14 protein-coding genes are annotated in these 13,372 nt (G+C 70.8%); 8 read left to right on the top strand and 6 right to left on the bottom strand.

Annotation, left to right across the window (positions count from 1 at the left end; translation table 11 throughout):
* Nucleotides 1-103 precede the first annotated feature (103 nt).
* On the top strand, nucleotides 104-1,615 hold the full coding sequence (gene amaB, locus GO999_RS15880) for an L-piperidine-6-carboxylate dehydrogenase (protein ID WP_071011935.1): 1,512 nt from the start codon (nucleotides 104-106) through the stop codon (nucleotides 1,613-1,615).
* Here amaB and GO999_RS15885 read toward each other — a convergent pair.
* Nucleotides 1,612-2,538, bottom strand: a complete 927-nt coding sequence (locus GO999_RS15885; RefSeq protein ID WP_016722531.1) for a LysR family transcriptional regulator — start codon at nucleotides 2,536-2,538, stop codon at nucleotides 1,612-1,614. The genes amaB and GO999_RS15885 overlap by 4 nt on opposite strands.
* Nucleotides 2,539-2,678: 140 nt before the next feature.
* Here GO999_RS15885 and rocD point away from each other — a divergent pair, with 140 nt between their 5' ends.
* Both rocD and GO999_RS15895 read left to right on the top strand, forming a co-directional pair.
* Nucleotides 2,679-3,905 (top strand): ornithine--oxo-acid transaminase, encoded by a 1,227-nt coding sequence (gene rocD / locus GO999_RS15890; RefSeq protein WP_211906386.1) that lies wholly within the window; start codon nucleotides 2,679-2,681, stop codon nucleotides 3,903-3,905.
* Between the two features lie 41 nt (nucleotides 3,906-3,946).
* Nucleotides 3,947-4,876, top strand: a complete 930-nt coding sequence (locus GO999_RS15895) for an arginase (RefSeq protein WP_028852471.1) — start codon at nucleotides 3,947-3,949, stop codon at nucleotides 4,874-4,876.
* Nucleotides 4,877-4,888: 12 nt separating this feature from the next.
* Here GO999_RS15895 and GO999_RS15900 read toward each other — a convergent pair whose 3' ends face one another.
* Both GO999_RS15900 and GO999_RS15905 read right to left on the bottom strand, forming a co-directional pair.
* Nucleotides 4,889-5,281: a dihydroneopterin aldolase gene (locus GO999_RS15900; RefSeq protein WP_011000124.1), complete on the bottom strand. Its 393-nt coding sequence runs from the start codon at nucleotides 5,279-5,281 to the stop codon at nucleotides 4,889-4,891.
* Nucleotides 5,282-5,297: 16 nt separating this feature from the next.
* Nucleotides 5,298-6,101 carry an SDR family oxidoreductase gene (locus tag GO999_RS15905; protein WP_016726809.1) on the bottom strand — a complete coding sequence of 268 codons (804 nt, stop codon included), beginning with the start codon at nucleotides 6,099-6,101 and terminating at the stop codon, nucleotides 5,298-5,300.
* A gap of 17 nt (nucleotides 6,102-6,118) precedes the next feature.
* On the opposite strand from GO999_RS15905, the gene GO999_RS15910 reads away from it, so the two are divergent.
* The gene (locus GO999_RS15910; RefSeq protein ID WP_011000122.1) at nucleotides 6,119-7,312 is read left to right on the top strand and encodes a class I SAM-dependent methyltransferase; all 1,194 of its coding nucleotides are present in this window, start codon (nucleotides 6,119-6,121) and stop codon (nucleotides 7,310-7,312) included.
* Here the strand turns inward: GO999_RS15910 and GO999_RS15915 are convergent.
* The gene (locus GO999_RS15915) at nucleotides 7,304-8,584 is read right to left on the bottom strand and encodes a muropeptide transporter (protein ID WP_016722536.1); all 1,281 of its coding nucleotides are present in this window, start codon (nucleotides 8,582-8,584) and stop codon (nucleotides 7,304-7,306) included. The genes GO999_RS15910 and GO999_RS15915 overlap by 9 nt on opposite strands.
* Before the next feature lie 95 nt (nucleotides 8,585-8,679).
* On the opposite strand from GO999_RS15915, the gene GO999_RS15920 reads away from it, so the two are divergent.
* A complete protein-coding gene (locus GO999_RS15920; RefSeq protein ID WP_197369709.1) occupies nucleotides 8,680-9,624 on the top strand; it encodes a M48 family metallopeptidase in 945 nt (314 codons plus the stop codon).
* 116 nt (nucleotides 9,625-9,740) lie between these two features.
* The gene (locus GO999_RS15925; protein ID WP_211906387.1) at nucleotides 9,741-10,490 is read left to right on the top strand and encodes a hypothetical protein; all 750 of its coding nucleotides are present in this window, start codon (nucleotides 9,741-9,743) and stop codon (nucleotides 10,488-10,490) included.
* Here the strand turns inward: GO999_RS15925 and GO999_RS15930 are convergent, their stop codons facing one another.
* Together GO999_RS15930 and GO999_RS15935 are read right to left on the bottom strand one after the other, a co-directional pair.
* Entirely contained in the window at nucleotides 10,491-11,420 is a 930-nt protein-coding gene (locus tag GO999_RS15930; protein ID WP_211906388.1) for an EamA family transporter, read from the bottom strand.
* A gap of 20 nt (nucleotides 11,421-11,440) precedes the next feature.
* The gene (locus GO999_RS15935; protein ID WP_211906389.1) at nucleotides 11,441-12,085 is read right to left on the bottom strand and encodes a nitroreductase family protein; all 645 of its coding nucleotides are present in this window, start codon (nucleotides 12,083-12,085) and stop codon (nucleotides 11,441-11,443) included.
* A gap of 112 nt (nucleotides 12,086-12,197) precedes the next feature.
* On the opposite strand from GO999_RS15935, the gene GO999_RS15940 reads away from it, so the two are divergent.
* Nucleotides 12,198-12,710 carry a MarR family winged helix-turn-helix transcriptional regulator gene (locus GO999_RS15940; protein WP_211906390.1) on the top strand — a complete coding sequence of 171 codons (513 nt, stop codon included), beginning with the start codon at nucleotides 12,198-12,200 and terminating at the stop codon, nucleotides 12,708-12,710.
* A 27-nt stretch (nucleotides 12,711-12,737) separates the two neighbouring features.
* Nucleotides 12,738-13,346, top strand: a complete 609-nt coding sequence (locus tag GO999_RS15945) for a DUF6630 family protein (RefSeq protein WP_071011943.1) — start codon at nucleotides 12,738-12,740, stop codon at nucleotides 13,344-13,346.
* The last annotated feature ends 26 nt before the right edge of the window (nucleotides 13,347-13,372 follow it).

Below are 13,372 nucleotides of genomic sequence, written 5' to 3' on the forward strand. Positions count from 1 at the left end.
ATATTAATTGTTGAATTAATTAATTTCAACCCGAGCGGCGTCGCCTTGCGGATCGGTCACCCCCGGCGCATGCTGGATGTGACCTTTCCCACCCCGACGCACCATGCCCCCCTCGCCAGAAACCCTGCTGCAGCGCCTGCATCTCGACACCCTGACCGGCGGCGACGGACCGCTCGCCGCGCGTTCGCCCATCGACGGCGCGGTGCTCGCCCGCCTGCCGGTCGAAACAGCCGCCGACGCCGACCGCATCGTTGCCCAGGCACATGCCGCGTTCCGGAACTGGCGTACCGTGCCCGCGCCGCGCCGGGGCGAACTGGTCCGGCTGCTCGGCGAGGAGTTGCGCGCGCACAAGGCGGACCTCGGCGCGCTGGTCACGCTGGAGGCCGGCAAGATCACGCAAGAGGGCCTGGGCGAAGTGCAGGAGATGATCGACATCTGCGACTTCGCCGTCGGTCTGTCGCGGCAGCTGTATGGGCTCACCATCGCCAGCGAGCGGCCCGCGCATCGCATGATGGAAACGTGGCATCCGCTGGGGCCGTGCCTGGTCATCACCGCGTTCAACTTCCCGGTGGCCGTGTGGGCGTGGAACGCGACCTTGGCGCTGGTCTGCGGCGACCCCGTCATCTGGAAGCCCTCGGAGAAGACGCCGCTGACGGCGCTGGCGGTCGAGCGCCTGTTCCTGCGCGCCTGCCAGCGCTTCGGCGAGGCGCCGCCGCACCTGGCGCAGGTGGCCATCGGCGCACACGATCTGGGCGAGGCGCTAGCGTGCCACCCGGGCGTTCCGCTGGTGTCGGCCACCGGCAGCACGGGGATGGGCCGCGCGGTCGCCCAGGCCGCGGCGCCCCGCTTTGCGCGCACCATCCTCGAGCTGGGCGGCAACAACGCCGCCATCGTCTGCACCAGCGCGGACCTGGCGCTGGCCGAGCGCGCCATCGCCTTCGCGGCGATGGGCACGGCCGGGCAACGCTGCACGTCGCTGCGCCGCCTGTTCGTGCAGCGGCCGGTCTACGATGCGCTGGTGCCACGGCTGACGACGCTGTATGCGCGCGTGCAGGTTGGCGATCCGCGCGATGACGGCACCCTGGTCGGCCCGCTGATCGACGGCCATGCCTACGAGCGGATGCAGGCCGCGCTGGCCCGCGCACGCGCGGAAGGCGGCACCGTGCACGGCGGCGGGCGCGTCACGGTCGGCGCCGGCGATGGCGCCTACTACGTGCGCCCTGCCCTGGTGGAGATGCCCGCGCAGGACGGCGTGGTCTGCGAGGAAACCTTCGCGCCCATCCTCTATGTGATGCCGTTCGACTCGCTGGACGAAGCCATCGCCCTGAACAACGCCGTGCCGCATGGCCTGTCGTCGAGCCTGTTCACGCTGGACATGCGCGAGGCGGAGCGCTTCGTCTCGGCCACCGGCAGCGACTGCGGCATCGCCAACGTCAACATCGGCCCGAGCGGCGCGGAGATCGGCGGCGCATTCGGCGGCGAGAAGGACACCGGCGGCGGCCGCGAAGCCGGCTCGGATGCCTGGAAGGCCTACATGCGCCGCGCCACCAATACCGTCAACTACGGCACGGCGCTGCCGCTGGCGCAGGGCATCCGGTTCGAGGTGGGGGGCTAGGCTGTCGCCGCGGCCGCCTCCAGCTGCGCCAATCGCACCAGCAAGCGATCCTGCGCCTCGCTGGGAAAGCTCGAGGTGCGCCGCACGGCGAACACGGTGTTGAGGCAGCGCCGCGTCGATACCGGCCGCACCACCTGCAGCCGGGCGCTCGCCACCGCGTCGCGAATCGCATGCAGCGGCAGCACCGACCAGCCCATGCCGGCCGCCACCAGTGTGGCGACCTCCTCCAGTTCCGAGACGTGGTGCGCGCTGACGGTGGTCTCCGGCATGCGCCGGAACAGCGCCCGGAACCACAGGCCGTACACCGCATCGGATTCGTCGTAGGTGACGAAGGGCAGCGCCGCGCAGTCGGCCAGCGTGCGCGGCGCCTCGCGTTCGCGCAGCGCGCGGGCGCCGCAGGCCAGCACGAATTCTTCGGTATAGACGGCGTGGTGCTCGAACAGCCGCGAGGTGCGCGGCGTGTAGACGAAGCCCAGGTCGGCGCGGCCCGATTCGACATGGGCGAAGACCTCGTCGTCGCTGCCGAAGGCCAGCTCCAGCCGCACGTCGTCCAGCAGCGGCGCGTCGGACTCGGGGGCCGGGTCCAGCAACGCCGGCATCAGCACGTGGCGGCCGAAGCTGGAACCGCTCGCCAGCTTGAGCGATACGCGCTCCATCTCGCCGCTGTGCAATGCGGCGCGCAGCTCGTCCAGCCCGGCGAACGCGTCGCGGCACCACGCCCGCACCGAAGCGCCGGCGCGCGTGAGCACCAGCTTGCGCCCGGCGCGCTCGAACAGCGGCACGCCCAGCCATTGCTCCAGCTGGCGCATCTGGTACGACAGCGCCGGCTGCGACACGGCGAGCCGATCCGCCGCGCGCACGAAGCTGCCCTCGTTGGCGACGATCAGGAAACTATGCAGATAGCGCAGCGGCGAATGGGACATGGCGACGGGAACAGCGCATCAAATCATCAAATTTTTGGATCGAAAAACGAAAAACATTCGATTTGATTTTGAGTTTGGCAGATCGCACAATCCGTCGCAAGCGAGCAGCGAGACCGATCCCATCCCAGCCGGAGGCCATCATGACGACCGCAGCCACTCACCCCAGCTATGCCCTGGAAACACGCTACGGCGCGCGCAACTACGCGCCGCTGCCGGTGATGCTGGAACGCGGCGAAGGCGTCTGGCTGTTCGACACGGCGGGCCGGCGCTACCTCGACATGATGTCGGCCTACTCCGCCGTCAGCTTCGGCCATTCGCACCCGAGGCTGGTCGCCGCGCTGGTCGAGCAGGCCGGCCGGCTGACGCTGACTTCGCGCGCCTTCCACAACACCGAGCTCGGGCCGTTCCTGGCCGACGTGTGCCGCATCACGCGCATGGACCGCGCGCTGCCGATGAACACCGGCGCCGAGGCCGTGGAGACCGCCATCAAGGCGGCCCGCAAATGGGCCCGCGAGGTCAAGGGCACCCCGCCGGACGCCGCCGAGATCATCGTCTTCGACAACAACTTCCACGGCCGCACCACCACCATCGTCGGCTTCTCGTCGCACGAGCAGTACCGCTACGGCTTCGGCCCGTTCGCGGCGGGTTTCCGCCGCATCCCGTTCGGCGATGCCGAGGCGCTGAAGGCCGCCATCGGCCCCCATACCGGCGCCATCCTGATCGAGCCGATCCAGGGCGAGGGCGGCATCGTGGTGCCGCCGCCCGGCTACCTGAAGCTCGCGCGCGACCTGGCGACGCAGCACAACGCCCTGCTCGTCTGCGATGAGGTGCAGACCGGGCTGGGCCGCACGGGCGACGTGCTCGCCAGCTGGCACGAGGACGTGCAGCCCGACCTGGTGGTGCTGGGCAAGGCGCTCGGCGGCGGCATGGTGCCGGTGTCGGCCATCGCGGGGCGGGAAGACGTGATCGGCGTATTCCAGCCGGGCGACCACGGCTCCACCTTCGGCGGCAACCCGCTGGCCGCGCACATCGGCCGCGCGGCACTGGCCTTGCTGCAGGAAGCGCAGTTGCCGCAGCACGCGGCCCGCCTGGGCGAAGCCTTCATCGCCGAACTGCAATCGCTGATCGGGCACGGCGTGCGGCAGGTGCGCGGGCGCGGCCTGATGATCGGCCTGCAGCTCGACGCCGACATCGATGCGCATGATTTCACGGCCGCGCTGGCCGGGCACGGCGTGCTGACCAAGGACACCTACGGCAACGTGGTCCGCCTGACCCCGCCGCTGGTGATCGCGCAGCAGGAGCTGGAGCTGGCGCGGGACGTCATCCGCCGCACGCTGGCCGACTGGCCGCGCCGCAAGGCGGCCTGAGCCGGCGCATCGCACCGCATCCGGATTCACGGGGAATCGACATGACCATCATCGACCTGATCGGCGCGGCCATCGGCTGCGGAGCGCGGGACGACGGCTGCAAGGACGGCCCGCGCGCGCTGCTCCAGGCCGGCGCGCAGCAACGGCTGCAGACGCCCGACACGCACGGCGGCCTGGTGCACGGCATCGAACTGGCGACGCCGGCCGGCCACAGCCGCGCGGCCCGGCTGGCGGCGCTGCCCGGCGTGGCCGGCTTCTCGCGCGCGCTGGCCGACGCGACGGCGCACAGCGTGCACGAAGGGCGCGTGCCGGTGGTCATCGGTGGCGACCACTCGTGCGCGATCGGCACGTGGTCCGGCGTGGCCTCGGCGCTGCGGCCGGCCGGGCCGCTCGGACTGATCTGGATCGACGCCCACCTGGACAGCCACACCCCGCAGAGCAGCGATTCCGGCGCCATCCACGGCATGCCGCTGGCCGCGCTGCTCGGCCACGGCGCGCGCGAACTGACGCAGGTGCGCGATACGCATCCCAAGCTGCTGCCGCAGCACGTGGTGGTGATCGGCGCGCGCAGCTACGAGCCGGCCGAACGCGCGCTGATCGACCAGTTGGGCGTGCGCGTGATCGACGCCGCGGAAGTCGCTCGCAGCGGTCTGCGCGCGGTGATGGCCGAGGCCATCCGCATCGCCGCGGCCGACACCGCGGCCTTCGGGGTGACGGTCGATCTGGATGCCTTCGATCCGGTGGTGGCACCCGGCGTCGGCTCGCCGGAGCCGGGCGGCCTCACGGGGCAGGACATGACGCAGGCACTGGCCGCCTGCGCCCGCCATGCGCGCTTCGCGGCGTTCGAGCTGGTGGAATACAACCCGCGCCACGACAAGGGCGGGATCACGGCACGGCTGGCGCTGGACCTGCTGGGCGCCGTCGCGGGCGCGTTGCACGCCCAGCGCCGCGAATATGCGAGTGCGGCCTGAGTCGGCCGGCGCTCAGTCCTTGATGCGGAACACTTCCACGCCCACCGACTCGCAATCCGGATAAGCGTCCGGTTTCTCCGCCGAGACCCGCGCGGCCAGCACATGCGGATGCGCGAGCAGGCCCGCCAGCACGTCGTCGCACAGGGTTTCCTGCAGGTGCACGTGGCCTTGCGCCATGCGGCGCGCCACGGTCTCGCGCATGAGGTCGTAGTCGACCACCTCGTGCAGCTTGTCGTGCTGGGGCGTGGAGTACGCCAGCGGCACGTACAGATCGATATTGACGAGGACGCGCTGCTCGCCCTTCTTCTCGAATTCGTGCACGCCGATGTTGATCTGCACCTCGTAGTTGCGCAGGAACAGGCGGCGGCAGTGCGCCAGGCGCGGATGGGAAAGCAGGAAAGGCATAAGGCGATGAGGGGTCTTATTCGGTCAGGAACATCACGTCGCGGGCCAGCGGCATCAGGTGCTGGCCGCCGTCGACGAACAGCGTGGTGCCGGTGACGGCCCGCGCGGTGGTCAGGTAGCACACCGCCTCGGCAATGTCTTCCGGCGTGGACGAGCGCCCCAGCGGCGCCATCTTGTGCGCGCGCTCGAACCCGCTCTCCGACTGCTTCCAGGACACCAGTGTCGCCCCTGGCGCCACGCCCACCACGCGCAGCGTGGGCGCGAGCGCCTGGGCCAATTGCGTCGTCGCGGTCGCCAGCGCCGCCTTGGACAGCGTGTACGACAGGAAGTCCGGGTTCAGGTTGTCCAGCTTCTGGTCGAGCAGGTTGACGACCACGCCGCGCACCTCGCCCGCGCCGCCGTCCTCGGCCGCCAGCACCCGGTGCAGCTCGCGTGCGAGCAGCAGCGGCGCCGCCACGTTGATGCGCATGTGCGTGTCGAGCGAGGCGTAGCTGAAGCTGGTCGCCACGTCGTACTGGAACAGGGAGGCATTGTTGACCAGGCACGTGGGCGTACCCAGCGCTGCGGTGCAGTCGGCGATGAGCCGGCCGGCGGCCGCCTCGTCGGCCAGATCCGCTTGCAGCACGGCGGCGCGCCGGCCCATGGCGATGATCTCGGCGGCGACCGCGTCGGCCTCGGCGCGGGAGCGGTGGCAATGCACGGCGACATCCCAGCCCTGCCGGGCCAGCGCCAGCGCGATCACGCGGCCTACGCGGCGGGCGGCGCCGGTCACGAGGGCAATGCGGGGCAATACGGGCGATTCGTTCGGCGTCTGCGCCATTTGTTTACAATCCGGCGATGAGCAAAACCGTAAGTTTACCGCTTCCCAGCGAGGCCGCGCAGGCGCAGTCCGACCGCCTGTTCTCCACCATCGTCCGCGCCGTCGAGGCCGCCGGCGGCTGGCTCCCGTTCGAGCGCTACATGGAACTGGCGCTGTACGCGCCGGGCCTGGGCTACTACAGCGGCGGCGCGGCCAAGTTCGGCCGCCGCGTGGAAGACGGCGGAGACTTCATCACCGCACCGGAACTGACGCCGTTCTTCGGCCGCACCGTCGCGCACCAGATCGCCCAGGTCCTGCAGACGCTGCCGCCCGGCCAGCGCCATGTGCTGGAGTTCGGCGCGGGCACCGGCAGGCTCGCGGCCGACATCCTGACCGAGCTGGAGACGCTCGGCATGCGGCCGGACAGCTACGGCATCGTCGAGCTCTCGGGCGAACTGCGCCAGCGCCAGCAACAGGCCCTGGCCGCGCTCGGCCCGGACCTGGCCGGCCTGGCCCGGTGGCACGATGCGCTGCCCGCGCGCTTCACCGGCGTGATGGTCGGCAACGAGGTGCTCGATGCGATGCCCGTGTCGCTGTGGGCGCGGCGCGGCGGCGTCTGGCACCGGCGCGGCGTGGCCTTCGATGCGGACCACGGCCTGCGGTGGTCCGAGCGCGTGGCCGATCCGGCCGATGTCCCGCCCAAGCTGGCCGCCCTGCCCGGCCGCGATGACTTCGTCACCGAAGCGCACGAAGCCGCCGAGGGCTTCATCCGCAGCGCCGGCGCGGCGCTCGAGCGCGGCCTGCTGCTGCTGCTCGACTACGGCTTTCCGGCCGGCGAGTACTACCACGCGCACCGCGCCAACGGCACGCTGATGTGCCACTACCGCCAGCACGCGCACGACGATCCGTTCTGGCTGCCGGGGCTGCAGGACATCACCGCGCACGTCGACTTTTCCGGCATTGCGCTGGCGGCGCGCGAGGCAGGGCTGGAAGTGCTCGGCTATGCAAGCCAGGCGCGCTTCCTGTTGGGCGCCGGCGTGGGGCAGTTGCTGATGACGCTCGACCCCGCCGATCCGGTCCGCTTCCTGCCGGCCGCCAACGCGGTACAGAAGCTGCTGTCGGAAGCGGAGATGGGCGAGCTGTTCAAGGCCATCGCGCTCGGCCGGGGCCTCGACGCGGCGCTGCCGCTGGCGGGCTTTGCCGATGCGGACCGCTCGGACCGGCTAGGCTGACGCCGGCTTCGCGGCCAAGGCACGCTCCGCCTGCTCGGCCTCGTAGCGGCCGATGGTGCCGCGCATGCACCACAGCAGCGCCAGCCCGGGGAAGGCGAACGCCACCGTCATCAGGTAGAACGCGGGCCAGCCGTAGGCCTCCACCAGGTAGCCGGAAGTCGGCCCGACATAGACGCGGCCGATGGAGGCCAGCGCCGACAGCAGCGCATACTGCGTCGCCGAGAACGAGCGGTTGCACAGCGCCATCAGCAGCGCCACGAAGGCGGCCGTGCCCATGCCGCCGCAGAGGTTCTCGATGCCGATGGCCAGCGCCATGGTCCACAAGTGCTGCGGCGTGACGGCCAGCACCCAGTAGCCCAGGTTGGACACCGCCTGCAGCACGCCGAACAGCAGCAGCGCGCGCACCAGCCCCAGCCGCACCATCAGCGTGCCGCCGTAGAGCGCGCCGATGATGGTGGCGACCAGGCCCAGCGTCTTGTTGACGATGCCCACCTCGCCCGCCGAGAAGCCGACGCCGCGGATCAGGAACGTGGTCGACAGGCTGCCGGCGAACGCATCGCCCAGCTTGTAGAGCACGATCAGCGCCAGCAGCGCCCAGGCGCCGCGGCGCGCGAAGAAATCCCGCAGCGGCCCGACCACCGCCTCCTGCAGGCTGCGGGGCGGCCGCGCCGCCGCCTCCGGCTCGGGCGACCACAGCGTCGCCAGGACAAATAGCGCCATCAGCCCGGCCATCAGCAGGTACATGCTGCTCCAGCCCATCACGCGATCGGCCAGCCACAGCGCCAGGCCGCCGGAGACCAGCATCGCCAGCCGGTAGCCGAGCACCTTGACCGCCGCGCCCACGCCGCGCTCGCTGGCATGCAGCACGTCGGTGCTGTAGGCATCGAAGACGATGTCCTGCGAGGCCGAGAGGAAGGCCACCAGCACCGCCAGGCCCGCCAGCGCCCACAGCGCGGCATGCGGCGGACAGAACGCCATGGCCGCGATCGACGCCGCCAGCCCGGCCTGCGTCAGCACCAGCCAGCCGCGCCGCCGGCCGATCAGCGGCGGCGTGAAGCGATCCATCAGCGGCGCCCACAGGAACTTGAAGATGTACGCCTGCCCCACCAGCGAGAACAGCCCGATGGTGCGGATGTCCAGTCCCTCCACCGTCATCCATGCCTGCAGCGTGCCGGAGGTCAGCGCCAGCGGCAGGCCGGAGGCGAAGCCCAGCAGCAGCATCGCGCCGATGCGGCGGTTGCGGAACACGTCGAGGTAATCGTGGAAGGTCATGCGGCGGGAGGGCTGGCGGACGATAGGGGTTGCCGCGAAGCGCGGCAGGACGCATTGACCGATATTATTACCCAGTCGACCCAGCCTCCCTCCGCATGCCACGCCTCGCGCGCTCCCTGCCCCTCCTGCTCGGACTCGGCCTGGCCGCCTGGGCCGGCGCCACGGACGGCCCGCTGCCCGTGCCCGCCGACGGCGTGAAGCTGGAAGCGCCGACCACCGCCTCGCCCAACATCCGCCTGGTGATCCCCGCCGAGGAAATCGAGCGCCGCGCGCTGGCCGAATACCGCCAGATCATCGACAACGCCGCCCGCGAGGGCGCCCTCGCGCCGGACAGCGTGCCGGACCTCGCCCGCATCCGCGCCATCGTGCAGCGCCTGGTGCCGCACGCGCCGCGCTGGAACCCCGACGCCGCGCACTGGCAGTGGGAGGTCAACCTGATCGGCGCCGCGCAGGTCAACGCGTTCTGCATGCCGGGCGGCAAGATCGCCGTGTTCTCCGGCCTGCTGGAGCGGTTCAGGCTGACCGACGACGAGCTCGCCATGGCGCTCGGCCACGAGATCGCCCACGCGCTGCGCGAACACGCCCGCGCCCGCGCCGGCCAGCGCGAGATCACCAACCTGGGCGCCAATGTCATCTCGCAGCTGTTCGGCTTCGGCAACCGCGGCGACGCCGGTTTCGGCGAGGGCGCCAAAATGCACCTGCTGGCATTTTCCCGCGCCGAGGAAACCGAGGCCGACCTGATCGGCATGGATATCGCCGCGCGCGCCGGTTTCGATCCGCGCGCCGCGCTCACGCTGTGGCAGAAAATGGGCTCGATCGGGGGCGCCGAGCAGAAGCAGTTCCTGTCCACCCACCCGTCCGGGCGTTCACGGATGACCGTGCTGTCGCGCCATCTGCCGGAAACGCTGCCGCTGTACGCCGACGCCCTGCGGATGCCGATGGCGAAACTGCCGGAGTACCGGTCGAATATGCAATATCTCGGCGCGGCCCCGGTCGACAACGGGGACGAGGCACCGATGCGGCCGATGGTGCAGCAGTAGATCAGCGTCGCCGCATATTCCGGCGATCACGGGCAGGCATATCCCGACATTCCTGTAGGCTCTGCGGCGCAGCGTGGCTGCATTCGACACCACCGCAAACCGCGAGGAATCAGAAGATGAACATCATGAGTCAAGGGTTGACCATGGCGGCCATCGCCTGCGCGCTGGCCGCGTCCGGCGCCGCCGCTGAAACGATCAGCGTCGTCGGCACCGGTGTGCAGACGACCGCGTCCGGCACCGAACCGGCGCAGCAGTACTACCCGAAGGCACAGACCGCCGGCGCCACACTGGTCTGGTCGGAGACCACCACGCGCCTGAACAGCGCGGTGTCGACCCGCACCCGCACCAACGTCACGACCTCCGTCGCCAACGGCATCGCCACGGTGGATGCGTCGGAGGGCGGCACGGCAGTGGAGCGCTACAGCAGCGATGCCGACGGCAATCGCCTGACCCGCACGTATCTCAACAACGGCAACGTTTGCACCTACGCGCCCAAGCGCGACATGCTCAACTTCCCCCTGTCAGTGGGCAAGACCTGGACGGCGACGTGGCAGTACAGCTGCGCTGCCGGCTACCGGGAGTTCGCCACCCTGAATGCGGCGGTGGAAGCCCTGGAGGTGCTGGCGATCCCGGCGGGCACCTTCAATGCGCTGCGCATCCACTACGCGCTGGCCATCACCAACTCGAACGACTCGCAATTGCCGGGCGGCTCCACCGGCTCGGCCGCCTACAGCCAGGACTACCGCTGCTGGTGGGACGTGGACGGCGGCCGCATCGTCAAGTGCGACTTCACGTACACGTACCCCGCGGGCGCGCCGTCCAATTTCACCAAGACGTTCTCGCAGGTGGCGACGTCGGTCCAGTAGTCACCTGGATGCCCCGACGCGAGGCCCTTCAGGGTGCACCGGCCTCGCGGGGCGTTGCTCCGGCGTGCCCGCCATGCGCGCGCGCCGCGACAGCGCCATCCCCGCTACCGTCGCCGCCAGGATCAGCAGCGCGCCCGCCGCCTGCACGGGGCTGAACCACTCGCCCAGCAGCAGCGCGCCGAGCACGGTGGCCGTCAGCGGGCTCAGCAGCGACAGGAAGGTCACGTCGGCCCCGAGCCTGCCGATGCCGCGCACCCACAGCCAGTAGCCCAGCGCCGTGCCGATGACGATCAGGTAGGCAAAGCCGGCGGCATTGCGCAGCGTGGGCACGGGCGGCAGCCCCTCCACCGCCAGGGCCACCGGCAGCAGCACCAGCCCGCCCAGCGCCAACTGCCAGGCGGCCAAGGCCAGCGGCGTGCCGACGCGGCCCCAGCGTTCGATCAGCACGGTGCCGGTCGCCATCGATGCCGCCGCGCCCAGGGCCGCCGTCACGCCGATCGCATCCAGCCGCGCCGCCGGCCCCAGGATCAGCAGCCCCACGCCCAACGACCCGGCCAGCGCCGCCGCCAGCTGTACCGGACGCGGGCGCCGCCGCAGCACGGGCCACGCCAGCAGCCCGACGAGCAGCGGCTGCACCGACATCACGGTTGCCGCCACGCCGCCGGGCAGCCGCGCCGCCGCCACGAACAGCAGCGCGAAGAACACGCCGATGTTCGCCAGCCCGACCAGCGCGAGCCGTCCCAGCTTGTCGCGCGGCGGCAGGTCGGGGCCGAGCAGCATCAGCAGGATGCCCGCCGGCAGCGCGCGCAGGGCACCCACCAGCAGCGGATGCGAAACCGGCAGGGTCTGCGTGAAGACGATGTAGGTCGTGCCCCACAGGCATGGCGCCAGCGCGGTGGCCAGGATCGTGGCAAGACGGTGGGATGGCATGGCATTCACTCCATATTTGATTATTTGAAATCGAAATAATTGGGCAAGCCGGGGCCCGGCATTGCGCCGCCTTCAGGCAGGAAAAGGCCCGCTGAACGCCAGTTCGTCGAGCGCGCGGCGCGGCGCGGCGTCGGCCCTTCATGCGGCTGCAGCGGCGCCGGCAGCGACGCGAGCGCGCCCCGGCGGCCGACCGCCACGGCGATCTCGATGTGGAAGCGCTCCGGCACCTTCAGCACGGTGCGCGCCCGCGCGTAATCGACGCCCGCCATGGCGCGCGCGTGGTAGCCCAGCCGCAAGGCCTGCAGCGCCAGCTGTACCCACGCCGCGCCCGCATCGAAGCTGTGGCTGCGTGACGGCACGGCGTCCACCGCCCCATCGCGATCGAGCCGCGTATCGGACAGCACGAAGACCAGCGCGGCCGCATGCTGCGCCCAGGCGCCGTTGGCGCTCACCAGCAGGTCGAGGAAGTCGGCCCAGTGCGCGTCGTCGCGGCGGGCATAAAGGAAGCGCCACGGCTGATGGTTGTAGGCCGAGGGCGCCCACCGCGCGGCCTCCAGCAGGCACAGCAGATCGGCGTGCTGCATGGGCCGGGCGTCGTAGGCACGCGGCGACCAGCGCGCCAGGAACAGCGGGTCGATGGGGTGATCGGCAATGCGTTCGTGCATGGGGGCTCCAGTGAAGCAGGCGGTCAATTGCCCCGCGCCGGAAACTCCGATACGATCCGATGAATCTTCACATCAAATAGTTTGATGTCGAAATACTAGGGCGAGGCATCCGATGGGTCAACCCGATCCCATGACCGCACAAGGGGCACCGATGGACAGCCTCCTTGCGCAATGGCGGCGCGAGCGCCCCGACCTCGACCCCAGCCCGATGGCCGTGTGCGGCGAAGTCTGGCGCGCCGGCGAACGCCTGCGCCAGGGCGTGGTCGCGAACATCGCCGACGCCGGCCTGGATCCGGCAGGCTTCGACGTGCTGCTGACGCTGCGCCGGCAGGGGCGCGGCAACGCCCTCTCGCCATCCGCGCTGGCCAAGGACATGATGCTGTCCACCTCGGCCATGACCAACCGGCTCGACCGGCTCGAAAAGCGCGGACTGATCGCCCGCCAGACCGACCCCGACGACCGTCGCGGCCTGCGCATCGTGCAGACCGATGCAGGCTTCGCGCTGGTCGATGGGCTGGTCGCCTCGCACCTGGTGACGGAGGAGCGCATGCTGGCGGCGTTGAGCCAGGCCGAGCGCGCGATGCTGCGCGAGCTGCTGGAGAAGATTGGCGGGCCGGTGGCCTGATCACACGACCGGGGAAGGGAAACATCCATGCTGAAGCGGTTCAAGCGCCTGTTCAGCCGGCCGGCACCGGCACGGGACGCCGAGGCCGACGCGCTGTCCGACGACGACATCCTGCGCGAGTCTTTTTCGCCGCCGGCCGAGGCCATCGAGGCGCTGGCCGAATTCGCGCGCCGGGTGGCGGCGCCGCTCGGGAACACCGAGGCGGACCGGCTGGCCACGCGGGTCCGCGCGGGCGGCCAGCCCGGCGATGACGTCGCCGATCTGCTGGTGGGAGCCATCGCGCGCGATCCCGAAGCGGACGTCGCCTGGACGCTCGCCATCGGGGTCGACTGGAAAGCGTCCGACGAGATCGCATGGCAGGCGAACGCGCTGCTCGACACGCTCGGCATCACCGCCCGCTGGGAATGGACGCGCGACCCCAGCGAACACACCGTGGCCATCGGCCTGCTCGATTTCGGCGACTGGCTGCGCCCGCACGGCTATCACCTGCTGCACGTGGACACGGGCGGCGATGACTATTTCGCCGTTCCCCTCCGGGCCACGCTGCTGGACGAAGCGCTGGCGCACGCCGGGCGCGCGGGGCTCAAGGTCGAACAGGCCGAGGCCTTCCGCGTATCGCAGCACATCGAGCCCTAGCGGCATCCGGTAACGTCCGGCAACAC

The sequence above is a fragment of the Ralstonia nicotianae genome (assembly GCF_018243235.1).
Taxonomy (GTDB): Bacteria; Pseudomonadota; Gammaproteobacteria; order Burkholderiales; family Burkholderiaceae; genus Ralstonia; species Ralstonia nicotianae.

Bases quoted from the DNA above. Each gene is read 5' to 3' on its own strand.
- GO999_RS15910 (WP_011000122.1), top strand. From the start codon at position 6,119: ATGAGCAAAACCGTAAGTTTACCGCTTCCCAGCGAGGCCGCGCAGGCG.
- GO999_RS15900 (WP_011000124.1), bottom strand. From the start codon at position 5,281: ATGCCTTTCCTGCTTTCCCATCCGCGCCTGGCGCACTGCCGCCGCCTG.
- GO999_RS15925 (WP_211906387.1), top strand. From the start codon at position 9,741: ATGAACATCATGAGTCAAGGGTTGACCATGGCGGCCATCGCCTGCGCG.
- GO999_RS15935 (WP_211906389.1), bottom strand. From the start codon at position 12,085: ATGCACGAACGCATTGCCGATCACCCCATCGACCCGCTGTTCCTGGCG.
- GO999_RS15915 (WP_016722536.1), bottom strand. From the start codon at position 8,584: ATGACCTTCCACGATTACCTCGACGTGTTCCGCAACCGCCGCATCGGC.
- GO999_RS15920 (WP_197369709.1), top strand. From the start codon at position 8,680: ATGCCACGCCTCGCGCGCTCCCTGCCCCTCCTGCTCGGACTCGGCCTG.
- amaB (WP_071011935.1), top strand. From the start codon at position 104: ATGCCCCCCTCGCCAGAAACCCTGCTGCAGCGCCTGCATCTCGACACC.
- GO999_RS15895 (WP_028852471.1), top strand. From the start codon at position 3,947: ATGACCATCATCGACCTGATCGGCGCGGCCATCGGCTGCGGAGCGCGG.
- GO999_RS15905 (WP_016726809.1), bottom strand. From the start codon at position 6,101: ATGGCGCAGACGCCGAACGAATCGCCCGTATTGCCCCGCATTGCCCTC.
- GO999_RS15945 (WP_071011943.1), top strand. From the start codon at position 12,738: ATGCTGAAGCGGTTCAAGCGCCTGTTCAGCCGGCCGGCACCGGCACGG.
- rocD (WP_211906386.1), top strand. From the start codon at position 2,679: ATGACGACCGCAGCCACTCACCCCAGCTATGCCCTGGAAACACGCTAC.
- GO999_RS15885 (WP_016722531.1), bottom strand. From the start codon at position 2,538: ATGTCCCATTCGCCGCTGCGCTATCTGCATAGTTTCCTGATCGTCGCC.
- GO999_RS15930 (WP_211906388.1), bottom strand. From the start codon at position 11,420: ATGCCATCCCACCGTCTTGCCACGATCCTGGCCACCGCGCTGGCGCCA.
- GO999_RS15940 (WP_211906390.1), top strand. From the start codon at position 12,198: ATGGGTCAACCCGATCCCATGACCGCACAAGGGGCACCGATGGACAGC.